Annotated in this window: 28 protein-coding genes and 1 other annotated feature; of the genes, 20 read left to right on the forward strand and 8 right to left on the reverse strand. The window is 51.0% G+C overall.

The window, feature by feature from the left end; all coding sequences use genetic code 11:
* Positions 1-24 precede the first annotated feature (24 nt).
* The 4 genes from chbA (at position 25) to chbG (ending at position 3,476) form a co-directional block, all read left to right on the forward strand.
* The gene (gene chbA, locus ABVN36_RS07160) at positions 25-372 is read left to right on the forward strand and encodes a PTS N,N'-diacetylchitobiose transporter subunit IIA (protein WP_000459883.1); all 348 of its coding nucleotides are present in this window, start codon (positions 25-27) and stop codon (positions 370-372) included.
* A 10-nt stretch (positions 373-382) separates the two neighbouring features.
* Positions 383-1,225 (forward strand): transcriptional regulator ChbR, encoded by an 843-nt coding sequence (chbR, locus tag ABVN36_RS07165; RefSeq protein WP_000983393.1) that lies wholly within the window; start codon positions 383-385, stop codon positions 1,223-1,225.
* A 124-nt stretch (positions 1,226-1,349) separates the two neighbouring features.
* Complete coding sequence (locus ABVN36_RS07170; RefSeq protein WP_000078772.1) at positions 1,350-2,705, forward strand: 6-phospho-beta-glucosidase; 1,356 nt, start codon at positions 1,350-1,352, stop codon at positions 2,703-2,705.
* Positions 2,706-2,717: 12 nt separating this feature from the next.
* Complete coding sequence (gene chbG / locus ABVN36_RS07175) at positions 2,718-3,476, forward strand: chitin disaccharide deacetylase (RefSeq protein ID WP_000442730.1); 759 nt, start codon at positions 2,718-2,720, stop codon at positions 3,474-3,476.
* A 43-nt stretch (positions 3,477-3,519) separates the two neighbouring features.
* On the opposite strand, the gene katE is transcribed toward chbG, so the two are convergent.
* Positions 3,520-5,772 carry a catalase HPII gene (katE, locus tag ABVN36_RS07180; RefSeq protein WP_023138654.1) on the reverse strand — a complete coding sequence of 751 codons (2,253 nt, stop codon included), beginning with the start codon at positions 5,770-5,772 and terminating at the stop codon, positions 3,520-3,522.
* Between the two features lie 216 nt (positions 5,773-5,988).
* On the opposite strand from katE, the gene cedA reads away from it, so the two are divergent.
* Positions 5,989-6,231 (forward strand): cell division activator CedA, encoded by a 243-nt coding sequence (cedA, locus tag ABVN36_RS07185; protein WP_000977510.1) that lies wholly within the window; start codon positions 5,989-5,991, stop codon positions 6,229-6,231.
* 102 nt (positions 6,232-6,333) lie between these two features.
* On the opposite strand, the gene tcyP is transcribed toward cedA, so the two are convergent.
* The 3 genes from tcyP to hxpB form a co-directional block, all read right to left on the reverse strand.
* The gene (tcyP, locus tag ABVN36_RS07190; protein ID WP_001010662.1) at positions 6,334-7,725 is read right to left on the reverse strand and encodes a cystine/sulfocysteine:cation symporter; all 1,392 of its coding nucleotides are present in this window, start codon (positions 7,723-7,725) and stop codon (positions 6,334-6,336) included.
* Positions 7,726-7,861: 136 nt separating this feature from the next.
* The gene (locus ABVN36_RS07195; protein WP_000505804.1) at positions 7,862-8,461 is read right to left on the reverse strand and encodes a metal-dependent hydrolase; all 600 of its coding nucleotides are present in this window, start codon (positions 8,459-8,461) and stop codon (positions 7,862-7,864) included.
* Positions 8,462-8,598: 137 nt separating this feature from the next.
* Positions 8,599-9,267: a hexitol phosphatase HxpB gene (hxpB, locus tag ABVN36_RS07200; RefSeq protein WP_000106847.1), complete on the reverse strand. Its 669-nt coding sequence runs from the start codon at positions 9,265-9,267 to the stop codon at positions 8,599-8,601.
* A 148-nt stretch (positions 9,268-9,415) separates the two neighbouring features.
* On the opposite strand from hxpB, the gene ABVN36_RS07205 reads away from it, so the two are divergent.
* Positions 9,416-9,952 (forward strand): YniB family protein, encoded by a 537-nt coding sequence (locus tag ABVN36_RS07205; RefSeq protein WP_000222158.1) that lies wholly within the window; start codon positions 9,416-9,418, stop codon positions 9,950-9,952.
* 42 nt (positions 9,953-9,994) lie between these two features.
* Here the strand turns inward: ABVN36_RS07205 and ABVN36_RS07210 are convergent, their stop codons facing one another.
* From ABVN36_RS07210 to pfkB, 3 genes are all read right to left on the reverse strand, one after another.
* Positions 9,995-10,855 carry a fructosamine kinase family protein gene (locus ABVN36_RS07210; RefSeq protein ID WP_000267686.1) on the reverse strand — a complete coding sequence of 287 codons (861 nt, stop codon included), beginning with the start codon at positions 10,853-10,855 and terminating at the stop codon, positions 9,995-9,997.
* A gap of 106 nt (positions 10,856-10,961) precedes the next feature.
* Complete coding sequence (ghoS, locus tag ABVN36_RS07215; protein WP_000146133.1) at positions 10,962-11,252, reverse strand: type V toxin-antitoxin system endoribonuclease antitoxin GhoS; 291 nt, start codon at positions 11,250-11,252, stop codon at positions 10,962-10,964.
* Positions 11,253-11,348: 96 nt separating this feature from the next.
* Positions 11,349-12,281, reverse strand: coding sequence for a 6-phosphofructokinase II (pfkB, locus tag ABVN36_RS07220; protein WP_000251707.1), 933 nt, complete (start codon positions 12,279-12,281; stop codon positions 11,349-11,351).
* A gap of 288 nt (positions 12,282-12,569) precedes the next feature.
* Here pfkB and ABVN36_RS07225 point away from each other — a divergent pair, with 288 nt between their 5' ends.
* The gene (locus ABVN36_RS07225) at positions 12,570-13,328 is read left to right on the forward strand and encodes a YdiY family protein (protein WP_000770984.1); all 759 of its coding nucleotides are present in this window, start codon (positions 12,570-12,572) and stop codon (positions 13,326-13,328) included.
* 48 nt (positions 13,329-13,376) lie between these two features.
* Here the strand turns inward: ABVN36_RS07225 and ABVN36_RS07230 are convergent, their stop codons facing one another.
* The gene (locus ABVN36_RS07230) at positions 13,377-14,336 is read right to left on the reverse strand and encodes a lipid A deacylase LpxR family protein (protein WP_001046434.1); all 960 of its coding nucleotides are present in this window, start codon (positions 14,334-14,336) and stop codon (positions 13,377-13,379) included.
* Between the two features lie 142 nt (positions 14,337-14,478).
* Here ABVN36_RS07230 and ABVN36_RS07235 point away from each other — a divergent pair, with 142 nt between their 5' ends.
* The 13 genes from ABVN36_RS07235 to btuD all read left to right on the forward strand — a co-directional run bounded on the left by ABVN36_RS07235 (position 14,479) and on the right by btuD (position 25,645).
* Positions 14,479-14,793 (forward strand): hypothetical protein, encoded by a 315-nt coding sequence (locus ABVN36_RS07235; protein ID WP_023138655.1) that lies wholly within the window; start codon positions 14,479-14,481, stop codon positions 14,791-14,793.
* Positions 14,790-15,644: a DNA/RNA non-specific endonuclease gene (locus tag ABVN36_RS07240; RefSeq protein ID WP_001044093.1), complete on the forward strand. Its 855-nt coding sequence runs from the start codon at positions 14,790-14,792 to the stop codon at positions 15,642-15,644. Before ABVN36_RS07235 ends, ABVN36_RS07240 begins: the two co-directional genes overlap by 4 nt.
* Positions 15,645-15,903: 259 nt before the next feature.
* A complete protein-coding gene (gene thrS / locus ABVN36_RS07245) occupies positions 15,904-17,832 on the forward strand; it encodes a threonine--tRNA ligase (protein ID WP_001144226.1) in 1,929 nt (642 codons plus the stop codon).
* Positions 17,833-17,835: 3 nt separating this feature from the next.
* Positions 17,836-18,378: a translation initiation factor IF-3 gene (gene infC / locus ABVN36_RS07250; protein WP_001574431.1), complete on the forward strand. Its 543-nt coding sequence runs from the start codon at positions 17,836-17,838 to the stop codon at positions 18,376-18,378.
* A 95-nt stretch (positions 18,379-18,473) separates the two neighbouring features.
* A complete protein-coding gene (gene rpmI, locus ABVN36_RS07255) occupies positions 18,474-18,671 on the forward strand; it encodes a 50S ribosomal protein L35 (RefSeq protein WP_001124225.1) in 198 nt (65 codons plus the stop codon).
* 50 nt (positions 18,672-18,721) lie between these two features.
* On the forward strand, positions 18,722-19,078 hold the full coding sequence (gene rplT / locus ABVN36_RS07260) for a 50S ribosomal protein L20 (RefSeq protein ID WP_000124850.1): 357 nt from the start codon (positions 18,722-18,724) through the stop codon (positions 19,076-19,078).
* Positions 19,079-19,193: 115 nt separating this feature from the next.
* Positions 19,194-19,317: a sequence feature (Phe leader region), on the forward strand.
* On the forward strand, positions 19,199-19,243 hold the full coding sequence (gene pheM, locus ABVN36_RS07265) for a pheST operon leader peptide PheM (protein WP_001386830.1): 45 nt from the start codon (positions 19,199-19,201) through the stop codon (positions 19,241-19,243). It overlaps the preceding feature by 45 nt.
* Before the next feature lie 62 nt (positions 19,318-19,379).
* A complete protein-coding gene (gene pheS / locus ABVN36_RS07270) occupies positions 19,380-20,363 on the forward strand; it encodes a phenylalanine--tRNA ligase subunit alpha (protein ID WP_000018570.1) in 984 nt (327 codons plus the stop codon).
* Positions 20,364-20,378: 15 nt separating this feature from the next.
* Positions 20,379-22,766, forward strand: a complete 2,388-nt coding sequence (gene pheT, locus ABVN36_RS07275) for a phenylalanine--tRNA ligase subunit beta (RefSeq protein ID WP_023138656.1) — start codon at positions 20,379-20,381, stop codon at positions 22,764-22,766.
* Between the two features lie 4 nt (positions 22,767-22,770).
* Positions 22,771-23,070, forward strand: a complete 300-nt coding sequence (gene ihfA, locus ABVN36_RS07280; RefSeq protein WP_001229266.1) for an integration host factor subunit alpha — start codon at positions 22,771-22,773, stop codon at positions 23,068-23,070.
* A 202-nt stretch (positions 23,071-23,272) separates the two neighbouring features.
* Positions 23,273-24,253, forward strand: a complete 981-nt coding sequence (gene btuC, locus ABVN36_RS07285) for a vitamin B12 ABC transporter permease BtuC (RefSeq protein ID WP_000954984.1) — start codon at positions 23,273-23,275, stop codon at positions 24,251-24,253.
* Positions 24,254-24,344: 91 nt separating this feature from the next.
* A complete protein-coding gene (locus tag ABVN36_RS07290; RefSeq protein WP_001181565.1) occupies positions 24,345-24,896 on the forward strand; it encodes a glutathione peroxidase in 552 nt (183 codons plus the stop codon).
* Positions 24,896-25,645, forward strand: coding sequence for a vitamin B12 ABC transporter ATP-binding protein BtuD (gene btuD, locus ABVN36_RS07295; protein WP_023138657.1), 750 nt, complete (start codon positions 24,896-24,898; stop codon positions 25,643-25,645). The genes ABVN36_RS07290 and btuD overlap by 1 nt, the downstream gene beginning before the upstream one ends.
* Positions 25,646-25,714 lie beyond the last annotated feature (69 nt).

The raw sequence follows: 25,714 nt of genomic DNA on the forward strand, positions 1-25,714 counted from the left end.
CCGGGCTGAATCAGAGGAAAGACTATGTTTGATCTTGAAAATGTTGTAGATAACCAGACAGCGGCTGAGGAACTCGAAGAAGTCGTTATGGGGCTTATCATCAATTCTGGTCAGGCGCGCAGCCTGGCATATGGCGCGCTCAGAAAAGCGAAAGAAGGCGATTTTGAGGCGGCGAAAGCGATGATGGACCAGTCGCGCATAGCGCTCAATGAAGCGCATCTTGTGCAGACAAAACTCATCGAAGGCGATCAGGGCGAAGGCAAAATGAAAGTCAGTCTGGTCCTGGTTCACGCTCAGGATCATTTGATGACATCAATGCTGGCTCGTGAACTGATCGCCGAGTTGATTGAGCTCCATGAGAAACTGAAATAACAGGGGGCGGATGATGCAGCTACAGGTTAACGCAACGGAAATCAAAACGGTTTATGAGCAGCAGCTCTTCAATGGCAAAAATTTCCATGTGTTTATCTATAACAAGACGGAAAGCGTCACCGGGCTGCATCAGCACGACTACTATGAATTTACCCTGGTATTAACCGGACGTTATTACCAGGAGATCAACGGGAAGCGTGTGCTGCTGGAACGTGGAGATTTTGTTTTTATCCCGGTGGGGTCGAATCACCAAAGTTTCTATGAGTTTGGCGCAACGCGTATTCTGAACGTAGGAATTAGTAAACGTTTTTTTGAACAGCATTATCTTCCGTTACTGCCGTTTTGTTTTGTGGCATCGCAGGTATATAGGGCGAATAGCACCTTCCTTACCTATATTGAAACGGTGATTGCGTCGTTGAATTTTCGCGGCAATGGGCTCGACGAATTTATCGAAGTGGTGACATTTTATATTATAAACCGCTTACGTCATTACCGCGAAGAGCAGGTTTATGATGATATTCCACAATGGCTGAAAGCAACCGTGGAGATAATGCATGATAAAACGCAGTTTGGCGAACATGCGCTGGAAAATATGGTGCGCCTGTCGGCAAAATCCCAGGAGTATCTGACGCGCGCCACCCGACGTTATTACAGCAAAACGCCGATGCAAATCATTAATGAGATTCGCATTAATTTTGCCAAGAAACAGTTGGAAATGACCAACTATTCGGTTACGGATATTGCTTATGAAGCCGGGTATAGCAGTCCAAGTCTGTTTATTAAAACGTTTAAGAAGATGACCTCATTTACGCCGAATAGTTATCGGAAGCGATTGACGGAAATTAATGAGTAACGGTTTGCATTGCTCGATTAATTACATTTCACGCTTGCCCCAATAGCGCGGGGAACGTCACGCTATTTCTTACGAGCGGGCATAGCGTAATACATATCAGTGTCATACACTGAAGGGAGATATTATGAGCCAGAAATTAAAAGTCGTCACTATTGGTGGCGGGAGCAGCTACACCCCTGAATTACTTGAAGGCTTTATTAAGCGCTACCATGAATTACCTGTCACCGAATTATGGCTGGTTGATGTTGAAGACGGGAAAGAGAAGCTGGACATTATTTATGATCTCTGCCAGCGAATGATTGATAAAGCAGGCGTTCCGCTAAAATTGTATAAAACGCTGGATCGCCGGGAAGCGCTGAAAGACGCTAATTTTGTCACTACCCAGCTACGCGTTGGTCAACTCAAAGCCCGTGAGCTGGACGAGCGTATCCCGCTTAGCCACGGCTATCTGGGGCAAGAAACCAACGGCGCTGGCGGTTTATTTAAAGGGTTACGTACCATTCCGGTTATTTTTGACATCATTAAAGATGTTGAAGAATTATGTCCGAATGCGTGGGTCATTAACTTTACTAATCCGGCGGGGATGGTGACGGAAGCGGTTTATCGTCATACCAACTTTAAAAAGTTCATTGGCGTATGTAATATTCCTGTCGGCATGAAAATGTTTATTCATGACGTGCTGGCGCTGAATGAGAATGACGATCTCTCCATTGACCTGTTTGGTCTAAACCATATGGTCTTTATTAAAGACGTGCTGGTGAATGGCACCTCACGGTTCGCAGAATTACTGGATGGCGTGGCGTCCGGTCAGTTGAAAGCGTCAACCGTAAAAAATATCTTTGATCTGCCGTTTAGTGAAGGATTGATTCGCTCGCTGAACATGCTGCCGTGCTCTTATTTGTTGTATTACTTCAAGCAAAAAGAGATGCTGGCGATTGAAATGGGCGAATATTACAAAGGCGGCGCGCGCGCTCAGGTCGTACAGAAAGTGGAGAAACAACTCTTCGACTTGTACAAAAATCCTGAGCTAAACGTGAAGCCGAAAGAGCTTGAGCAACGCGGCGGCGCTTATTATTCCGATGCCGCTTGTGAAGTCATTAACGCTATTTATAATGACAAGCAGACTGAGCATTACGTTAATATTCCACATCATGGGCATGTCGAGAATATCCCGGCGGACTGGGCGGTGGAAATGACCTGCATTCTGGGACGCAATGGCGCGACGCCGCACCCGCGTATCACCCGTTTTGACGAAAAAGTGCTGGGGCTTATCCACACTATTAAAGGATTTGAGGTCGCGGCCAGCAATGCGGCGCTGAGCGGAAACTTTAATGATGTGCTGCTGGCGCTTAACCTGAGTCCGCTGGTGCATTCCGACCGTGACGCAGAAGTCCTGGCGCGTGAGCTCATTCTGGCGCATGAAAAATGGCTGCCTAATTTTGCCGCTTGCATCGAAGCGCTTAAAGGTAAGCACCACTGACAGAGGTAGGCTATGGAACGCGTGTTGATTGTGAATGCCGATGATTTTGGCCTGAGTAAAGGGCAAAATTACGGCATTGTTGAAGCATATCGCAACGGCGTTGTGACCTCCACGACGGCGCTGGTCAATGGCGAGGCTATTGACCATGCGGCGCAGCTTAGCCGCGAGCTGCCTGCGCTTGGGGTGGGAATGCATTTTGTTTTGACGTTAGGCAAACCGGTGTCAGAGATGCCGGGCCTGACGCGAGACGGCCTGTTGGGGAAATGGATCTGGCAAATGGCGGAGGAGGATACGCTTCCGCTGGATGAAATTGCGCATGAACTGGCGTGTCAGTATCAGCGTTTCATCGACGTATTTGGCCGCGAGCCAACGCATCTCGACAGTCACCATCATGTGCATATGTTCCCGCAAATTTTCCCCATCGTCGCCCGCTTTGCGGCGCAGCGCGGGATTGCGTTACGTATTGACCGCCAGACGGTGTTGAACGCAGACGATCTGCCGTCGGATTTGCGCAGCACTCAAGGATTTAGTAGTGAATTTTACGGCGAGGAGATCACCGAAGCGTGCTTTTTACGCATTCTGGATGCCTCGGCGCATCGAGGAGAAGCCTCTCTGGAGGTGATGTGTCATCCGGCGTTTGTGGACAACATTATTCGCCAGAGCGCCTATTGTTACCCCCGCTTAACTGAACTGGAGGTGTTGACGTCTGCGTCACTCAAGGCAGCGATTGCGGAACGTGGATATCGTCCTGGCAGTTTTCTTGATATTTAGCTCCTGAGTTTGCGGCGCAAGAATGCGCCGCATTTTTTGCCGTTTATGCAGGAATCGCGTTAATTTTCCCCGCACGCGACCAGACACGGTGTGCCGCCATCAGCGTCAGCAGAGTGTCCATAAAGTGGTGGTCAACGTTATCTGCCTCAACAAGTCCTTCTTCCCCCTGGCTATCAATGTTTAAAAGCGCCTTAAACCGTCGGGCGTCGCCTGCCAGTGCGATGGGCTTCAGATGTTTGTAGGCTTCCAGAAGGTAGTAGCGGGCATCGCCGCAACTCTCGATATCGGCAATATTGCCGCACGGTACTATTACCGCATCGACCGTTAGCGACGGCGCGCCGGCAAAGGTTGCCGCAATAGTTAATGTTGAACCGTCATCAGCCGTTACTTCACCCATCCGTGAATAGAGCAGTTTTGCGTGGACGCCTTTGGCTTTTAAAGCCTGCAAAATGGTCAGCAGACCGGCGGCGTTAACCTTATCGTTCAGCAGGATAGCGACCACGCGGCCTTTAACATCGCCGTCCGGCACCGCATACAGGCTGAGCGCCGGATCTTTTTTCAGACCGTTGACATCAGGAGGCGGGGCAATTTGCGTTTGCTCATGGGTGAGTGCAAAACCGAGATTATGCGCGACGCCCTGAGCCAGCGTGACATCAATATGCGCTAACTGATCGACCACCCGCTCCCGAATATACGCGCGGGCGACTTTACCCAGTTCAAAGCTGAACGCGTCAATAATATGCTGCTGTTCTATCGGCGTCTGACTGAGCCAGAACAGGCGAGGATGCGAGTAATATTCACCGAAAGAGGGGCTGCGTTCGCGGATTTTATTGCCATCCACACGTTCCTGGTATGATTCGAAGCCGCCGCGTTTTGGCGCTGGCGGCGTTTCGCGCGGCCAGTTGTCATTAATGGAGTTCGGTTCATAGTTCGCCGGATTGGTGTCGATATCCATCCGGTGCATACCGTCACGCTGGAAGTTATGGTAGGGGCAGGTAGGGCGGTTAATCGGAATTTCGTGGAAGTTTGGCCCGCCCAGACGACTGATTTGCGTGTCGGTATAAGAGAACAGACGCCCCTGTAACAGCGGATCGTTGGTAAAATCAATGCCGGGAACGATATGTCCTGGATGAAATGCCGCCTGTTCGTTTTCAGCGAAAAAGTTATCCGGATTACGGTTTAACACCATTTTGCCGACGCGTTGTACTGGCACCAACTCTTCCGGAATCAGTTTGGTCGGATCGAGCAGATCAAAATCGAATTTAAATTCATCCTCTTCGGCAATGAGTTGTAGGCCCAGCTCGTATTCCGGGAAATCGCCCGCTTCGATGGCCTCCCACAGATCCCGGCGGTGAAAATCCGGATCGCGACCGGTCAGTTTTTGTGACTCATCCCACACCAGCGAGGCTTTACCTGCCAACGGTTTCCAGTGGAAACGGACAAAGGTCGCTTTCCCTTGTGCATTGATCAGACGGAAGGTGTGAATGCCGAACCCTTCCATCGTCCGATAACTGCGTGGAATACCGCGATCCGACATTGCCCACATGACGTTGTGCAGCGTCTCAGGCTGTAAGGAAACATAGTCCCAGAAGGTGTCGTGCGCGCTCTGTCCTTGCGGAATAGCCCAATGTGGTTCGGGCTTAACGGCGTGCACAAAATCCGGAAACTTATGCGCATCCTGGATAAAAAAGATCGGCGTGTTATTACCGACGAGATCGAAAATTCCCTCTTCGGTATAAAATTTGGTCGCAAAACCGCGGATATCACGTACGGTATCAGCAGACCCTGCGCCGCCCTGTACTGTCGAAAAGCGAACAAAGACCGGGGTAATTTTCTGTGGATCGCACAGAAACGCGGCTTTCGTGATGTCGCTCAGGTCTTTATATGGCTGGAAATAGCCGTGCGCTGCAGATCCGCGGGCGTGAACGATCCTCTCCGGGATACGCTCATGGTCAAAGTGGGTAATTTTCTCGCGCAGGATAAAATCTTCCAACAGCGTAGGGCCGCGGCTGCCGGCGCGAAGAGAATTTTGATCGTCGGCGATGCGCACGCCCTGATTGGTGGTCAGCGCATGATTTTCGCTGCCTTTACGAAAGGCGTCGAGGGCGGTGAGCTTATCATTCGCGGTCTCGGGCGCTTTTAAGCTGCCGGGGGCCGTCGGTTGCGCGCCCGGCGGCGTCGGTTCTGGCGTGGGGCGATGTGAACCGTCTGACGGCGCCAGGGAGTCCAGGCCGGGCTGTGATTCACGGGTATCATGCACGGGGGACTGATGGGGGGATTTCTCATTATGCGACATTGAACTCGTCTCCTGCTTTCATCACTGAAATGGGCGTGGTAGTAGTCAAAATCACTCTAACTATAGAACATTTCAGCAATTATGCCGGGGGAGAGCGGAACAGCAGACAGGGTATAACAGGGAAATCGCACGCGCGGAACAGGACGTCGGGGGCGAAGATCGGCTAAAATAGTGTTTTTCTGATTTTTAGCCTTAGCCTCTTTTAGTGAAGCATTAATGATGAAACCTCTTCGCCAGCAAAATCGCCAGATTATTAGCTATATTCCGCGTGTTGAACCCGCGCCGCCGGAACATGCGATAAAAATGGATACGTTTCGCGACGTCTGGATACTGCGCGGTAAATATGTTGCATTTGTTCTGACGGGGGAGTCATTTCAACGGTCGCCCGCCTTTAGCGTGCCAGAATCGGCGCAGCGTTGGGCGAATCAGGTTCGCCAGGAAAACGAAATCGCTGACTAAGAAAAAAACAAAACGCCGGTACTGGAGACCGGCGTTTTTAGTGACAGACATTTTGAGTTGCTGATCGTCGTGTCTCAGACGATGTGAACTCCCGATAATGTATTATCGATGCGCCAGTTCAGCGTCTTCTTCGCTATCGAGAATGGTTTTATCGGTCTGCTTCAGCCACTGGCTGGTCAGCGTACCCGCGGTCATTGAGCCACTCACGTTCAGTGCGGTACGGCCCATATCAATCAACGGTTCGACGGAGATTAACAGCGCGACCAGCGTGACCGGTAAGCCCATGGCAGGCAGCACAATCAGCGCGGCGAAGGTCGCGCCGCCGCCAACGCCGGCAACACCCGCCGAACTTACGGTAACGATACCCACCAGCGTGGCTATCCATACGGGGTCTAAGGGGTTGATGCCGACCGTCGGCGCAACCATTACCGCTAACATTGCAGGATAAAGACCGGCACAACCGTTTTGGCCGATGGTCGCGCCAAAAGAGGCAGCAAAGCTGGCGATGGACTCCGGCACGCCCAGGCGGCGGGTTTGCGCTTCGACATTAAGTGGAATGGAGGCGGCGCTGGAGCGGCTGGTAAAGGCAAATGTCAGCACCGGCCACACCTTGCGGAAATATTTCAGCGGGCTAATCCCGTTCACGCCCAATAGTATGCCGTGAACCACAAACATTATCGCCAGACCAAGATATGACGCTACCACGAAGCTTCCAAGCTTAATGATGTCCTGCAAATTAGAGCCGGCAACCACTTTCGTCATCAGCGCCAGTACGCCGTAAGGCGTAAGTTGCATCACCAGACGCACCAGCTTCATCACCCAGCTTTGCAGGGTATCGATAGCAACAAGCACACGCTCGCCTTTTGGCGCATCATCTTTCAGCAGTTTAAGCGCGGCCACGCCCAGGAATGCGGCGAAAATCACCACGCTGATAATAGACGTAGGATTTGCGCCAGTCAGATCCGCAAACGGATTTTTCGGTACAAAAGACAGCACCAGTTGCGGCACGCTGAGATCGGCCACTTTGCCGACATAGCTCGTCTCAATGGCATTCAGACGCGCGGTTTCCGCGCCGCCCTGAACCAGACCTTCCGCCGTCAGTCCGAACAGATTGGTGACCAGCACGCCCACCAGCGCTGCGATAAGGGTAGTAAACAGCAGCGTGCCGATAGTCAGAAAACTGATTTTCCCCAATTGAGAGGCGTTATGCAGTCGTGCCACGGCGCTTAAAATAGAGGCGAATACCAGCGGCATCACAATCATTTGTAGCAATTGCACATAACCGTTGCCGACAATATTGAACCACTGAATGGAGTCTTTTAACACCTGACTGTCAGCGCCATAAATGGTGTGCAGGGCCAGACCAAAGACCACGCCCATCACAAGGCCGACAAGCACTTTTTTAGCCAGACTCCACTGTTTATGACGGGCCTGCGCCAGTACAAACAGCAGAATGACGAACACCGCAATGTTCGCAATTAATGGAAAATTCATCCCCGTTCTCCTGATTTTTTTATTATGAAGCGCTGTGTTTTAGCGATTCTGTTCGCGCAAGATTAGCAGAACTGTGAGCTGGCTCTTATATTCAAATGGAATGGTTTATACCAAAAATGACTTTGGCGTTGATTTACTAATCAATCTGGTGATTTATAAAACGATTGAACTGCATTTGCAGGATAGTGATCATCTGCGAAGACCAGCGTATGACGTTGTTTTCCGGCATGGACTGCGGCATCCACACCGCCCAGGCAAACAACGCCATACATAAAAATCGCTCCAGCTGATTGCCTTTGCGCGGCGCCAGAATAGGCAGGCGGAAACGCCAGCGGCACGGCCACAGTAAGGGAACGCCTGCGGGGGTGAGCATATCCGCGACGATATGGCTTAAATAGCCGAGTACCATGCCTTGCAGCGCATCCGCCGGGATAATCCACGTATCCGGAACCTTGAGATAAAAGGTCGCCAGTAGGGCAAAGACCGCCAGCAGACTATGGGTAAACCCCCGGTGACCGAACGCGCGGGCAATCGGTTTCGATACCCATTTCAGGCGCTGACCAAGAAAAGATTTGGGGTGGTCGATATCCGGCAGCAGACAGGTCAAAATAGCCGAAGGAATAATATGCCACCAGTCGCCGTGCGCAAGGACGGGCGTTAACTCGGCATTCTTGGCGAAAACCGCGCTGGCTATAGAAAAAAGAAGGTGTCCTTCCGCCGTCATGATAAAACCCATTAAACTGTCAATTCATACAGTATAGGGTTTTTATACAGTAGGCGGAAGTGGTGACGTTGTAACTCTTTGTCTCTGTCAAAGCCGCTTGCCGTCTGGTTCAGCGGCTAATTGCCCGTTGACTTTGTTTCGGAAACATCTTAACCGAGTAGATGCGCCGCCGTCAGCTCTGTCAGCGAGTTAAGTTTGACATTCGCCAGCGCAAAGCGCGGATCATGCTGGTTTTCTTCTGCTGGCACCACAATGGCGCGCATTCGCGCCGCCTTTGCCGCGATTAAACCATTCACCGAATCTTCCAGCGCCACGCAGGTTAATGGATCAACGCCTAATTTGGCCGCACAATCCAGATAGACCTGCGGGTGCGGTTTGCTGTAGGGCAATTTTTCCGCAGAAGCCAGCGCGTCAAAACTGTCGCGCAGTTCAAACATGGTGAGCACTTTTTCCAGCATATGCAGCGGCGATGCCGAGGCAAGCCCCACTAATAGCCCCTGCGCTTTACACAGCGCCACGGCCTCGCGCACACCCGGCAAAAGAGGGCGCGTCTCTTCGATAAGCGTAATCGCGCGGGCAATAACACGGTTTGTCACTTCCTGGCGATCGGGGCCGTTCCACGGTTGCTGCGCAAACCAGAGATCGACAACCATATCAATGCGTAGCCCAAGCGTGTCTGGTAACTCATGGCGCCGAGTAATATCTACGCCTAAACTTGCCATCACGTCCAGTTCAGCGCGATCCCAGAGCGGTTCGGAATCGATCAGTAGTCCATCCATATCGAAAATTGCAGCAAGAATTTGACGTGGGGTTGACATCACAACCTCTCCTGTTGAGATTAAAAAATAACGAATTAAGCGTTCATTATGACCATGTTCTTAGTATATCGCCCTTAAAGATCAGGCGAAAACGTGAATCAACAGGTAGACTTAGGCCAAAACGACGCGTCTTTATCAAGGGGAACTCATGACGTATCAACAAGCTGGACGCATTGCAATCCTAAAAAGAGTTGTTGGGTGGGTTATTTTTATTCCGGCACTGCTTTCCACGCTCATCTCAGTCCTTAAATTTATGTATGCGCACAGTGAAAAGCAGGAGGGGATAAATGCGGTAATGCTGGATTTTACCCACGTAATGATAGACATGATGCGCGTGAATACGCCGTTTCTGAATGTTTTTTGGTACAACTCGCCGACGCCGAATTTTCAGGGAAGCCTGAATATCGGTTTCTGGCTCATTTTTATTCTGATTTTTGTCGGGCTGGCGATGCAGGATTCCGGCGCCAGAATGAGCCGCCAGTCACGTTTTTTGCGTGAAGGCGTGGAAGATCAGTTGATTCTGGAAAAAGCAAAAGGCGCGGAAGGGCTAACGCGTGAGCAGATAGAGTCACGTATCGTGGTGCCGCACCATACCATCTTTTTACAGTTTTTCCCGCTCTATATTTTGCCGGTCATTATTATCGTGCTCGGCTACTTTTTCTTTTCCTTGTTAGGCTTCATGTAAACTGAAAAATGCCGGATAGCCCGTATCCGGCATGGGCTGTACCTATACTGCAAGCAGCCGATCCATCGCTTTTTGCGCAGTAGCCAGGTGCTGACCGCCAAACAGCCTTGCCCGATTAAGCAGGGTGTAGAGCTGGTAAATCGGCTGCCTGTCGAGAAAATCCAGCGGTAGCGGCGAAACGGACTGATAGCCGTCATAAATCTGCGGTGGCTGATCGGTATGCAGCGGCAGCATCGCCAGATCGCATTCTCTGTCGCCCCAATAGCAGGCTGGATCGAAGATATAGGGGCCGTCAGGGCCAAGCGCGCAGTTCGCCGACCATAGATCGCCATGCAAAAGAGAAGGCTGCGGTTGATGCGACGCCAGACGTTGCTGAACATGTTCAACAATGGCGTCAATATTACCAAAGGTAATGCCTTTTTCCGCGGCGAGTTCAAGCTGCCAGCCAATGCGCTGTTCGGCGAAAAAAGTCGACCAACGGCGTTGCCAGGTATTCGGCTGCGGCGTGGTAGAGAGCGCGTTGTCAAAATCGAGGCCGAATTGAGGTTGGTCGCTCCATTGGTGCAGGCGCGCCAGCTGTTGCCCAAGAATAAACGCATTATGGGCATCCAGCGGGCGGGGCGAGAGGTAGTCCATGACTAAAAAGCTGTAATCCCGATCCGAACCTACCGCCCATACCTTAGGCACAACAACGGTTTTACTGCGGGAGAGCAGCTCCAGCTGATCGGCTTCAGCGGTAAAACCGCGAAGCATTTCTCGTTCATCGCACTTCACGAAAAAATCATGGCCTGCATAACGTAAATGCCATGCGGCATGAACTTCTCCGCCTGGCAGTTCATTACGCAGTTCGATTTCGCCTTCACCGACTTGCTCGCTTAAAAGACGACTGATAGCTTGCCACATAATGTCTCTCCCCACGTTGTCTGCCAGATCATAAGGTTAGCGCAAAAATGCGGTTGAAAAATACGAACTAACGCACATCGCGGACGCGCCGCGGCGGGAATGGCACTTATTGTGCGTTTTTACTCCACGCCTCCCAGGTCGCCACGGTAATGTCGACATCCTTATCTAACGCGCTTTTCGCAAGTCCGGCGACAAGCGCTTTGATTTCATCAGCGCTCTGAGCGCTAACAAAGCCAAACGTATTGGTGCCGAGCTCATGCACATTCCCTTCATCGTCCGTTAATGTCAGCAAAAAACCGCTGCGCGTCAGATGATTATTGAGTTCGTTAATCTCGGTCAGGGAATCTTCATGGAAGGTTACGGTAATAACATAACGGGTAATATCGCCACTGGCCATCGTTCACCTCGTTGGGAGCAACTGTGTTTTTAACAGCGGCGGATGCGCCGCCCGTTAACCGATTTTCCGGTATCCCCCTCGGCGAGGGGGAAACGATTATTGCGCGGAAAGATAGGCGTATATTTTTTGGGTATCGTCACGAGAACACAGACGCGTACCTTGATTGAGCGTAGCGGCGCTGCCTGCCGCCACACCGAAGCGCACCATCTCTTCCAGCGACGCGTCTTGCGCCAGTTTTAACGTCATCGCGCCCACCATACTGTCGCCTGCGCCGACAGTACTTTGACTTTTCACCGGGGGAGGAACAACCTGGATGCAATTCTCACTGTCTATGCCCAGCGCCCCTTGCGGCCCCAGAGAGACCACTACCCGGCGAGCCTTGCCGCTTTGCACTAATTCCTGGGCCGCTTTACGCACATCATCAGGCTGCGTCAGATCGCGATTGACTAACGCGCTCAATTCTTTCAGGTTAGGTTTCACCAGTTCGATATCGCCAAGCGCCAACGCAGCGGTGAGCGCGTCGCCAGAGCTATCAATAATGCAGCGAATGCCTTGCTTCTGTGCGGCGGAAATCAGTTGCGTGAGTTTCTCGACCTTAACGCCGGGCGGAAGGCTGCCGCTGATAACCAGAATTGCCCCGGATTCAATTTCCAGTACCTGTTCTTCAAGCTGGCGAAATTCGTCATCGTCCAGCGTGGCGCCGGGCATAACAAAACGATACTGTTCGCCGCTGGACTCGACGTGGACGTGCAGGTTCTGACGCGTCCAGTCTTTCGCATCGACGGTAGACACGGGGACATTTTCGTCAGCCAGTAGTGCGACCAGATGTTCGCCGGTAGCGCCGCCAGCCGGGAAAATTGCGGTCGCGGTGCCGCCAAGATGCGCAATGGCGCGAGCGACATTAATACCCCCGCCGCCGGGTTCGAATACCGGCGCGGAGCACCGCAGTTTACCTTCGGGATAAATTTGCGGCGTGATTGTTGCGCTATCGAGAGAGGGCGCAAGCGTCAACGTATAGATACGTACCATCGTTACCTCCTGTTAGGCTGATTTCAGTCTGGCACTTAATCCCCGGAAAGTGAAGGAATTAACAATATGATTTTCCGGATCTTTATTTAAAGAAGTACGATGTAAAGTTATATAAATAAATGAATGCTTCGGGAGGGTTCTTATTCAAAAAATGAAATAGTAATTGATTGCTATGTTATTCGGGGCTTCTTATAATTCGCTACCTTTCCAGGGGCGTTTGTCATTGATCCCTATGAAAGTTTCCGGGACCGTCGTGGTCTCTTTTTTAGTTGTACGGACTCTATATAAATGAAGCTTTTGAAGGCAGTACCCGCTGTAGTTATGCTGGCGGGTGGCGTGTTCGCGTCTCTGTATGCCGCCGCCGATGATTCCGTTTTTACTGTCATGGATGATCCCTCCACCGCGAAAAAACCTTTTGAAGGTAATCTGAATGCGGGCTACCTTGCTCAGTCAGGCAATACTAAAAGTTCTTCCTTAACGGCTGACACGGCGATGACCTGGTATGGACAACGTACCGCCTGGTCATTATGGGGCAATGCCAGCAATACCTCCTCTAATGATGAACGCTCTTCAGAAAAATATGCGGTAGGCGTGCGTAACCGTTTTAATATGACGGATTATGATTATACCTTTGGCCAGGCCAGTTGGCTGACAGACCGTTTCAACGGTTATCGTCAGCGCGACGTACTGACCGCCGGTTACGGGCGGCAGTTCCTTAATGGTCCAGTGCACAGCTTCCGTTTTGAATTCGGTCCTGGGGTTCGCTATGACGAACATACGGACGATACTACTGAAACGCAGCCGTTGGGTTATGCTTCCGGCAGCTATGCCTGGCAGTTAACTGACAATGCTAAGTTTACACAGGGGGTGTCAGTATTTGGCGCAGAAGACACCACACTAAATTCGGAAACAGCCCTCAATGTCGCCATTAACGAACATTTTGGTCTAAAGGTGGGGTATAATTTAACGTGGAACTCGCAGCCGCCTGAATCAGCGCCTGAACATACCGATCGCCGCACTACGGTAACGCTGGGCTATAAGATGTAATATTGCGCCGGGTTACGTTACGTAACCCGGTTATTCCGTGGTGACGCCTCAGAAGAAGAAGGTGATGTCGCCGTTGATATAAGAATAGTCGTCTCCGGTGCGAAATTCCGACGTGACTTTGTTTAAAGAAAGAGAAAATGCGACGGGAGAATAGCCGATGGTGGCACCGACGCGATATTCATCCACGGTTTTATTAATATCCACCGTTTCCATTTTTGTTTGCAGCGTTTTCCCCTGTAACGTGTAGTTTTTATCAACTTCCCTGCGCTCAACGCCAGCAAATACTTTATAGATCAATCCCTCTTTTTGAGTGTGTATTAACCCTCGGCGGGACAGTAACCCAAACCCATTATCAGAGTTGAAGGTCTTATCATTTCCCAGCGCAACGGTTGCGCCGTACCCCAAATACTGGAAGAGATTGCCGCCGACAGCAGAGACTTCTGGATAGAAGCCCACATTGACGCCCAGAATATCAATAGCTGGCGTAAGGGACACCATTCCTTTTGCCGTATAACCATAACGATTTTCAATTTGATCCTGCCAGGCAGGGTATTTTTCTGCGCCTATTATTCGATGCGCCCGATTCTGAACTTCCTGACCGCCTGCGTCAGGACCAATAACGCCGATATCAGTACCTAAACGATAACGTAACCAATTGGTGGCTAATGAATTCCACTCCAGTCCGGTATGAAGAAAGGCGCTGAACGCGCGGTCGCCTTTGACGGCTTCAGGCTTTCTCTTATTGGCGCCTGATGGAGAATAAATATCTTGCGCGATATGAAAAGAGAGTTGACTGGCGTCAGTGAGATCGTGGCTGTAGCCTAAAAAGAGCCCGGCAGTATAATCACCCCGGTCTGCAGCCTTGTGCCCATAAAGGGCATTTAAGGATGGTTGAAATATACCTGCATCATCATTCGCCACTGAAATAGCAAGGCTACTGGCATTGGCCATTGTGGTCGTACTGAGTATGGCGGCAATCATCGTTGCGCAATAGCTGTATTTGTTCACTTTTTACCCCTGAATATGAAAGTGAATACTCTTATTTTTACAAAGTAATAAGCACAGCAGCATGATGCGCAGTGCTTATTAAACCTTTAAATATAACTAAACTCCTGCCAGCAGCGAGTCATTGAGAGAATACGTTGCCTTAATGTTGAAAAATGGTGTTAAAAAACATGCGCCAGATATTATTGAGTATCCATTTTTCATTCGCTATCTGAGTGCGAGAAATTATTGGCTTCACGATTATGCATATAATACGATGTTTTTTGGTATCAATATGAATATCACGTTGTATTCTTTTGAGCTCATTTTCTATGATGGCTTCGATGTTTATCTGTTATTAATTTTTACCGTGATAGTGTTGTCTTTAATGATGAGCGCATCTAACGGCTGGCAGGGTAATATAACCAAATTATTGCCATCTGAATTATTAGGGCGGTTATTATTAAGGAAGAAAAAATGAATAAAACCATTAATCTGCTAAAATTACTGCCCGTAGTATTATTAAGCGCATGTACTACATCGTATCCTCCCCAGGATACAACATCGGCACCCGAGTTACCCCATCGTAACGTACTCGTTCAGCAACCTGATAACTGTAGCGTTGGCTGTCCTCAAGGAGGAAGTCAACAAACAATCTATCGCCATGTCTATACGCTCAATAATAATAGCGCCACGAAATTTGCCAACTGGGTTGCCTATAGCGTGACAAAGACCAGCCAGGCAAGCGGTCGCCCGCGGAACTGGGCGCAGGACCCCGATTTACCGCCCTCGGATACGTTGGCCCCTTCGGCCTATAAAAATGCCCATACGCTATTAAAAGTCGACAGGGGACACCAGGCGCCGTTGGCAGGATTGGGCGGCGTTTCGGACTGGCCGTCGTTAAATTATTTATCGAATATTACGCCGCAGAAATCCGCCCTGAACCAGGGAGCATGGGCTGCACTGGAAAACCGGGTGCGCGAACTTGCCAAACAGGCTGATGTATCTGTAGTGCACGTAGTGACCGGCCCCCTTTTTGAGCGGCATATCGCCACATTGCCAGAAGATGCGACGGTAGAAATTCCCAGCGGGTACTGGAAGGTTTTATTCACCGGAACGGCGCCGTCAAAAAGTGAAGGAAATTACGCTGCGTTTATTATGGATCAGAATACGCCCCGTTCGGCGAATTTTTGCGACTATCAGGTTACCGTGGAGGCTATCGAACATAAAACGAAGCCAGTGCTGACGCTGTGGTCTGCCTTGCCTGAAGCGGTAGCCAGCGAGGTGAAAACGACAAAGGGGAGTCTGGCGCAGAAGTTAGGTTGTCGATGAGAAGCGCTATACGGCGCGTAGAAAGATAATGGAGAAACCCTGTCAAGGGTCTTGATTTGCTACAGAGTGATGCAATCTCCCTTTTTTTAGTGTTACCATCGTCATGCCGGACGAAAATAGCGATTTTCATCTGTGTCGAAGGTTGTGCGCCAATTTAGCAATGGTTGGCTAGATGGATACACAACTCACTGTCAATAAATTCATTTTCTCTTTGTATGTGATCTTGCGTATGGGTCACCACTGCAAATAAGGATATTACATGCCTGTTATTACTCTTCCTGATGGCAGCCAACGCCATTATGACCACCCTGTAAGCCCGATGGATGTTGCTCTGGACATTGGTCCTGGCCTGGCGAAAGCCACCATTGCGGGCCGTGTGAATGGCGAGCTGGTTGATGCTTCCGATCTGATTGAAAATGATGCGACGCTTTCCATCATCACCGCAAAAGATGAAGAGGGTCTGGAGATCATTCGTCACTCTTGCGCGCATCTGTTAGGTCACGCTATCAAGCAACTTTGGCCGCACACGAAAATGGCGATCGGCCCGGTTGTCGACAACGGTTTTTACTATGACGTTGATCTTGACCGCACGCTAACTCAGGAAGATGTCGAAGCGCTCGAAAAGCGGATGCATGAGCTCGCCGAGAAAAATTACGACGTTATCAAGAAGAAAGTCAGCTGGCACGAAGCGCGTGAAACCTTCGTGAAGCGTGGTGAAAGCTACAAAGTTTCCATTCTTGATGAAAACATTGCTCATGATGACAAGCCAGGCTTGTACCATCATGAAGAATATGTCGACATGTGTCGTGGTCCGCACGTGCCGAATATGCGTTTCTGCCATCACTTTAAACTGATGAAAACTGCTGGCGCATACTGGCGCGGTGACAGCAATAATAAGATGTTGCAGCGTATTTACGGTACGGCATGGGCAGATAAAAAAGCCCTGAACGCTTATCTGCAGCGCCTGGAAGAGGCCGCAAAACGCGACCACCGTAAAATTGGTAAGCAGCTCGACCTGTATCATATGCAGGAAGAAGCGCCGGGCATGGTGTTCTGGCATAACGACGGCTGGACTATCTTCCGCGAGCTGGAGGTCTTTGTTCGTTCTAAACTCAAAGAGTACCAGTATCAAGAAGTTAAAGGCCCGTTCATGATGGACCGTGTGCTGTGGGAAAAAACCGGGCACTGGGACAACTATAAAGATGCGATGTTCACCACATCCTCAGAAAACCGCGAATATTGCATCAAGCCGATGAACTGCCCGGGCCACGTTCAGATCTTTAACCAGGGTCTGAAATCCTATCGTGATTTGCCGCTGCGTATGGCGGAATTCGGTAGCTGCCACCGTAACGAGCCATCAGGCGCGCTGCATGGTCTGATGCGCGTACGCGGCTTTACGCAGGATGATGCGCATATCTTCTGCACCGAAGAGCAGATCCGCGATGAAGTTAACGCTTGTATTCGTATGGTCTACGATATGTACAGCACCTTTGGCTTCGAGAAGATCGTCGTCAAGCTTTCCACTCGTCCTGACAAGCGTATCGGCAGCGATGAGATGTGGGATCGTGCTGAGGCGGATCTGGCGGTTGCGCTGGAAGAAAATAATATCCCGTTTGAGTATCAACTGGGTGAAGGCGCATTCTACGGTCCGAAAATTGAATTTACCTTATATGACTGCCTCGATCGTGCATGGCAGTGCGGTACAGTACAGCTGGACTTCTCCTTACCGTCTCGTCTGAGCGCCTCCTATGTAGGCGAAGACAACGAGCGTAAGGTGCCGGTAATGATTCACCGTGCGATTCTTGGGTCGATGGAACGCTTCATCGGTATCCTGACCGAAGAGTTCGCTGGTTTCTTCCCGACATGGCTCGCGCCTGTTCAGGTAGTCGTGATGAATATTACCGATTCGCAGTCTGAATACGTTAACGAATTGACGCAGAAACTACAAAATGCGGGCATTCGTGTAAAAGCAGACTTGAGAAATGAGAAGATTGGCTTTAAAATCCGCGAGCACACTTTACGTCGTGTCCCTTATATGTTGGTCTGTGGTGATAAAGAGGTGGAAGCAGGCAAAGTTGCCGTTCGCACCCGCCGCGGTAAAGACCTGGGCAGTCTGGACGTAAATGACGTGATTGAGAAGCTGCAACAAGAGATTCGCAGCCGCAGTCTTCAACAACTGGAGGAATAAAGTATTAAAGGCGGAAAACGAGTTCAAACGGCGCGTCCGAATCGTATTAATAGCGAAATTCGCGCGCAAGAAGTTCGCTTAACAGGTCTGGAAGGCGAGCAGCTTGGTATTGTGAGTCTGAGAGAAGCTCTGGAAAAAGCTGAAGAAGCCGGAGTAGACTTAGTCGAAATCAGCCCTAACGCCGAGCCGCCGGTTTGTCGTATAATGGATTACGGCAAATTCCTCTATGAAAAGAGTAAGTCTTCTAAGGAACAGAAGAAAAAGCAAAAAGTTATCCAGGTGAAGGAAATTAAATTCCGTCCTGGGACAGATGAAGGCGACTATCAGGTAAAACTCCGCAGCCTGATTCGCTTTCTCGAAGAGGGCGATAAGGCCAAAATCACGCTGCGTTTCCGCGGTCGTGAAATGGCCCACCAGCAAATCGGTATGGAAGTGCTTAATCGCGTGAAAGACGATTTGCAAGAACTGGCAGTGGTCGAATCCTTCCCAACGAAGATCGAAGGCCGTCAGATGATCATGGTGCTTGCTCCTAAGAAGAAACAGTAAGGCCTTCAAGTAACAATTCTGTGAAGCCTTCGGGCTTCACAGGTTTTGTTCGCCTATGTTTCGTTTATTAACAATGCGAAGTGGAAGTTATTAAAATGCCAAAAATTAAGACCGTACGCGGTGCTGCTAAGCGCTTCAAAAAAACCGGTAAAGGTGGTTTTAAGCACAAGCACGCTAACCTGCGTCACATTCTGACCAAAAAAGCGACTAAACGTAAACGTCACCTGCGTCCGAAAGCCATGGTTTCTAAAGGCGATCTGGGCCTGGTTATCGCGTGCCTGCCGTACGCATAAGCCGTTAACGTTTTTAACTTTTTAATTAGAATAGATACAGGAGAGCACATATGGCTCGCGTAAAACGTGGTGTAATTGCACGCGCACGTCACAAGAAAATTTTGAAACAAGCCAAAGGCTACTACGGTGCGCGTTCTCGCGTATACCGCGTTGCCTTCCAGGCAGTTATCAAAGCTGGTCAGTATGCTTACCGTGACCGTCGTCAACGTAAGCGTCAGTTCCGTCAACTGTGGATTGCGCGTATCAACGCAGCAGCACGTCAGAACGGTATTTCTTACAGCAAATTCATCAACGGCCTGAAAAAAGCCTCTGTTGAAATCGACCGTAAGATCCTGGCTGATATCGCCGTATTCGACAAAGTCGCGTTCACCGCGCTGGTTGAAAAAGCGAAAGCAGCTCTGGCATAAGCCAGTGAAAAGAGGGAGCCTGGCTCCCTCTCTTTTATTTACTGTTCAGTGAGTTGACAATTGACCTGTAACCCTTTTCAATAAAGGATATTCGGTTTTACCACATAAGGTAACGCAAGCATGAACGCTGCTATTTTCCGTTTCTTTTTTTACTTTAGCACCTGATCCCAGGAGGCTAGCGCGTGAAAAACGAAACGAAAAACAGCGCAAAAAAGCCTCCTGATGGAGGCTTTTTTTGTATCTGAAATCGAGAGATTACGTCCAATGAACCGGTGTCTTCACCGACACAATGAGGAAAACCATGTCACATCTCGCAGAGCTGGTTGCCAATGCAGCGGCCGCCATTAACCAGGCGTCAGATGTTGCCGCGTTAGACAATGTACGCGTCGAATATTTGGGCAAGAAAGGGCATTTAACCCTTCAGATGACGACCCTACGCGATCTGCCGCCGGAAGAGCGTCCGGCAGCCGGGGCAGTCATTAACGCCGCGAAAGAGCAGGTACAACAGGCTCTTAACGCGCGTAAAGCCGAGCTGGAAAGCGCAGCGCTTAACGCCCGTCTGGCCGCTGAAACCATCGATATCTCCCTGCCGGGGCGCCGTATTGAGAACGGCGGTCTGCATCCGGTCACGCGTACCATTGACCGTATTGAAAGTTTCTTCGGCGAGCTTGGTTTTACCGTGGCGACTGGCCCGGAAATCGAAGATGACTACCATAACTTCGATGCGTTAAACATTCCGGGTCATCACCCGGCCCGCGCCGATCATGATACCTTCTGGTTTGACGCGACCCGTCTGCTGCGTACCCAGACGTCTGGCGTCCAGATCCGGACGATGAAAGCGCAGCAACCGCCGATCCGTATTATTGCGCCGGGCCGTGTATACCGTAATGACTACGACCAGACGCATACTCCGATGTTCCATCAGATGGAAGGTCTGATTGTTGATACCAACATCAGCTTCACCAACCTCAAAGGTACGCTGCACGACTTCCTGCGTAATTTCTTTGAGGAGGATCTGCAGATTCGCTTCCGTCCTTCTTATTTTCCGTTCACCGAACCTTCTGCGGAAGTGGATGTGATGGGTAAAAACGGCAAATGGCTGGAAGTGCTGGGCTGCGGGATGGTGCATCCGAATGTGCTGCGTAATGTCGGTATCGATCCGGAAATCTATTCTGGCTTCGCTTTTGGTATGGGGATGGAACGTCTGACCATGTTGCGTTACGGCGTCACCGACCTGCGTTCATTCTTCGAAAACGATCTGCGTTTCCTTAAACAGTTTAAATAAAGGCAGGATAAAACAATGAAATTCAGCGAACTGTGGTTACGCGAGTGGGTTAACCCGGCAATTGATAGCGATGCGTTGGCTAACCAGATTACGATGGCTGGCCTGGAAGTAGACGGCGTTGAGCCGGTCGCGGGAAGCTTCAATGGCGTTGTGGTTGGGGAAGTGGTTGAGTGCGCCCAGCATCCGAACGCTGACAAATTGCGTGTAACGAAAGTCAACGTCGGCGGAGAACGCCTGTTGGATATCGTCTGCGGCGCGCCAAACTGTCGTCAGGGGCTGAAAGTAGCGGTGGCCACCATTGGCGCTATTCTGCCGGGCGATTTCAAAATTAAAGCGGCGAAACTGCGCGGCGAACCGTCTGAAGGGATGCTGTGCTCCTTCTCCGAACTGGGGATTTCCGACGATCACAGCGGCATTATCGAACTGCCGGCGGATGCGCCGCTGGGTACCGATATCCGTGAATACCTGAAGCTTGACGACAATACCATCGAAATTAGCGTCACGCCGAACCGTGCGGATTGCTTAGGTATCATCGGCGTTGCGCGCGATGTGGCGGTACTGAACAAAGCGCCGCTCCAGGAGCCTGAAATGGCGCCGGTTACGGCAACCATCAGCGATACGCTGCCGATTACAGTAGAGGCCGCTGATGCGTGTCCACGCTATCTGGGCCGGGTGGTAAAAGGCATCAATGTTAACGCGCCGACGCCGCTGTGGATGAAAGAGAAACTGCGTCGCTGCGGTATTCGCTCCATCGATGCGGTGGTTGACGTCACGAACTATGTGCTGCTCGAACTGGGTCAGCCAATGCATGCTTTCGATAAAGATCGCATTGATGGCGGTATTGTCGTGCGGATGGCAAAAGAGGGTGAAACCGTCGTCCTGCTGGACGGTAGCGAAGCGACGTTAAATGCGGACACGCTGGTGATCGCCGATCACCATAAGGCGCTGGGGATAGCCGGTATTTTTGGCGGCGAATATTCCGGCGTGAACGGCGAAACGCAAAATGTGCTGCTGGAGTGTGCGTACTTTAATCCGCTGTCTATCACCGGTCGCGCTCGCCGCCACGGTCTGCATACCGATGCGTCTCACCGCTACGAGCGCGGGGTGGACCCAGCGCTGCAATATAAAGCGATAGAGCGCGCTACTCGTCTGCTTCTTGATATCTGTGGCGGTGATGCGGGTCCGATAATTGATGTGAGCAACGAAGCAACGTTGCCGAAACGCGCCACCATTACTCTGCGTCGCAGTAAACTGGATCGCCTGATCGGGCATCATATTGCGGATGAGCAGGTCAGTGATATTCTGCGTCGTCTGGGCTGTGAAGTGACCGAAGGGCAGGACGAGTGGAAAGCCGTAGCGCCGACCTGGCGTTTCGATATGGAAATTGAAGAAGATCTGGTGGAAGAGGTTGCCCGCGTTTACGGCTATAACAATATTCCGGACGAGCCAATCCAGGCCGGTTTAATCATGGGGACGCACCGTGAAGCCGATCTGTCGTTGAAGCGGGTTAAAACCATGCTGAACGACAAAGGCTATCAGGAAGTGATTACCTATAGCTTTGTCGATCCTAAAGTACAACAGCTCATCCATCCAGGCGCAGAAGCGCTGCTGCTGCCAAACCCTATCTCCGTTGAGATGTCGGCGATGCGTCTGTCTCTGTGGAGCGGATTGTTGGCGACGGTGGTCTATAACCAAAACCGTCAGCAGAATCGCGTGCGTATTTTTGAAACCGGTTTACGTTTCGTTCCGGATACACAAGCCAATCTGGGTATTCGACAGGATCTGATGCTGGCTGGCGTGATTTGCGGTAACCGCTATGATGAGCACTGGAACCTGGCAAAAGAGACCGTTGATTTCTATGATTTGAAAGGCGATCTGGAAGCGGTATTGGATTTAACCGGCAAACTGGGTGATATCCAGTTTAAGGCGGAGATGAATCCGGCTCTGCATCCGGGACAGTCTGCGGCGATTTATCTGAAAGATGAACGTATTGGTTTTATTGGGGTTGTTCACCCTGAACTGGAACGTAAACTGGATCTGAATGGTCGTACGCTGGTGTTTGAACTGGAATGGAATAAGCTCGCAGACCGTATCGTGCCGCAGGCGCGGGAGATTTCACGCTTCCCGGCCAACCGTCGCGATATTGCGGTTGTTGTTGCAGAAAACGTTCCCGCAGCGGATATTTTATCCGAATGTAAGAAAGTTGGCGTAAATCAGGTAGTTGGCGTAAACTTATTTGACGTGTACCGCGGTAAGGGTGTTGCGGAGGGTTATAAGAGCCTCGCTATCAGCCTGATCCTTCAGGATACCAACCGTACACTCGAAGAAGAGGAGATTGCCGCTACCGTCGCCAAATGTGTAGAGGCATTAAAAGAGCGATTCCAGGCATCATTGAGGGATTGAACCTATGGCGCTTACAAAAGCTGAAATGTCAGAATATCTGTTTGATAAGCTTGGGCTTAGCAAGCGGGATGCCAAAGAACTGGTTGAACTGTTTTTCGAAGAGATCCGTCGTGCTCTGGAAAACGGTGAGCAGGTGAAACTCTCTGGTTTTGGTAACTTCGATCTGCGTGATAAAAATCAACGTCCGGGGCGTAACCCGAAAACGGGTGAAGATATTCCTATTACAGCACGGCGCGTGGTGACCTTCAGACCCGGGCAGAAGTTAAAGAGCCGGGTCGAAAACGCTTCGCCCAAAGAAGAGTAATCAGATCCAGGCATAACATCCATCAGGGTGTATTGCGGCAGATACGCTGCCATCCCGAAAGTAGATCAGCGGGATGACAGCGTATCTGTCAGCCTGAAAGATGACCCGTATAACTAAAAAGGCCGCATTGCGGCCTTTTTTCTTTCAAGTAAAGGATACCCACCGTAAAATCACGCTACCTCTTTTCAGCTGAATGGATAACATGCTGACTTTTGCCCGCCAACAACAGCGACGAAACGTTCGCTGGCTTCTGAGCCTGTCACTGCTGGTGCTACTGGCTACACTTCTGAGCTTATGCGCAGGCGAACAGTGGATTGCCCCCGGTGACTGGTTAAGCGCCCGGGGGGAACTGTTTGTCTGGCAAATTCGCCTTCCCCGCACGCTTGCGGTATTGCTGGTTGGCGCTGCGCTGGCGCTATCTGGCGCCGTGATGCAGGCGCTGTTTGAAAATCCACTTGCTGAACCGGGCCTGCTCGGCGTTTCGAATGGGGCCGGTGTTGGGCTTATTGCCGCCGTCTTACTGGGGCAGGGGCAACTGCCAGGATGGGCGCTGGGGCTGTGCGCTATAGCCGGCGCGCTCATTATTACGTTAATCCTGCTGCGTTTTGCGCGTCGCCATCTCTCTACCAGCCGCTTGTTGTTGGCGGGCGTCGCGCTAGGCATTATCTGTAGCGCGCTGATGACGTGGGCTATCTATTTTTCCACCTCTTTCGATCTGCGGCAATTAATGTACTGGATGATGGGAGGATTTGGCGGCGTTGACTGGCAGCAGAGCTGGCTAATGATTGCGCTCATCCCGGTACTGATCTGGATATGTTGCCAGTCGCAACCGCTGAATATGCTGGCGCTAGGGGAAACCTCGGCGCGGCAGCTTGGCCTGCCGCTGTGGTTCTGGCGCAATTTGTTGGTCGTCGCCACCGGCTGGATGGTGGGCGTCAGCGTGGCGATGGCGGGGGCGATTGGTTTTATCGGTCTGGTTATTCCGCACATCCTGCGCTTATGTGGTTTAACCGATCACCGGGTTTTACTTCCCGGCTGCGCGCTGGCCGGGGCTATCGCCCTGCTATTGGCTGATGTGGTCGCCCGACTGGCGCTGGCGTCGGCTGAACTGCCTATCGGGGTGGTCACCGCCACATTGGGGGCGCCAGTGTTTATCTGGCTGCTACTCAAATCCGCGCGTTAGCGCATCGGTAAACAACTGCTTTCATCATTCGCAGTCTATGATTAAAGGCTAACGATGAAACCCGCTATTCTACCGACATCAGGGAGACACCATGCAAAACTCGCTTCTTAATACTCACGTTACGACGATTGATGGAGAGGTCACTACACTTGAAAAATACGCCGGAAAAGTGCTGCTCATTGTAAACGTCGCCTCCAGATGTGGCCTGACGCCGCAATATGAACAGTTGGAAAATATCCAGAAGGCGTGGGCAGATCAGGGGTTTGTCGTGTTGGGTTTTCCCTGCAACCAGTTTATGGGGCAGGAGCCAGGCAGCGAAGAGGAGATTAAAACCTATTGTGCCAGCACCTGGGGCGTCACGTTCCCGATGTTCAGTAAAATTGATGTGAATGGCGACGCGCGCCATCCGCTGTATCAAAAACTGATAGCCGCTGCGCCAACGGCAGTCGCGCCGGAGAAGAGCGGCTTTTACGAACGGATGGTAAGCAAAGGGCGTACGCCACTCTATCCGGATGATATTCTGTGGAATTTTGAAAAATTTTTGGTAGGCCGGGATGGTCAGGTGGTACAGCGTTTTTCGCCGGATATGACGCCTGAAGATCCTATTGTGATGGAAAGCATAAAAATCGCGTTGGCAAAATAATGTCTCAATTGATGCAATTAAAGGATGTCGCCGAGAGCACCCGCCTGGGGCCGCTTTCCGGCGAAGTAAGCGCAGGAGAGATCCTTCATCTTGTCGGGCCGAACGGCGCCGGGAAAAGCACGCTACTGGCGCGTATGGCGGGGTTAACCTCCGGCGAGGGGAGCATCAGGTTTGGCGGAGCGCCGCTGGAGGCATGGGCGACGGCAACGCTTGCCCAACACCGCGCTTATCTTGCGCAACAGCAAAATCCGCCGTTCGCCATGCCGGTCTGGCATTACCTGACATTGCATCAACCTGATAAAACGCGAACCGGGCAGCTTAACGAGGTGGCCGATATGCTTGGATTGGGCGACAAACTGGGGCGAAGCGTGAATCAGCTTTCCGGTGGCGAGTGGCAGCGTGTTCGCCTTGCTGCCGTTGTACTACAAATTTATCCCGACGCTAATCCGGTCGGTCAATTATTGCTGCTTGATGAGCCGATGAACAGTCTCGATGTTGCGCAACAAAACGCTCTCGATCGGGTATTACATCATTTATGTCAGGCAGGAATTGCGATTGTGATGAGTAGCCACGATCTGAACCACACGCTGCGGCATGCGCATAAAGCCTGGTTACTAAAGCGCGGTAAACTCATCGCTTGCGGCCGCCGGGAAGAGGTGCTCACCCCCTCTTATCTGGCGCAAGCCTACGGTCTGCGCTTTCGACGACTCGACGTCGAGGGGCATCCAATGCTCATTTCGGCCACTTAAGTAAAATCGTTTCTTGAAAAGCAGGTAATTTCGACGCTAAATTAATACCAAAATAAAAACAGAGGATTG

Origin of the sequence: Salmonella sp. SJTUF15581, from assembly GCF_043356775.1 — a bacterium.
Classification (GTDB): domain Bacteria; phylum Pseudomonadota; class Gammaproteobacteria; order Enterobacterales; family Enterobacteriaceae; genus Salmonella; species Salmonella enterica.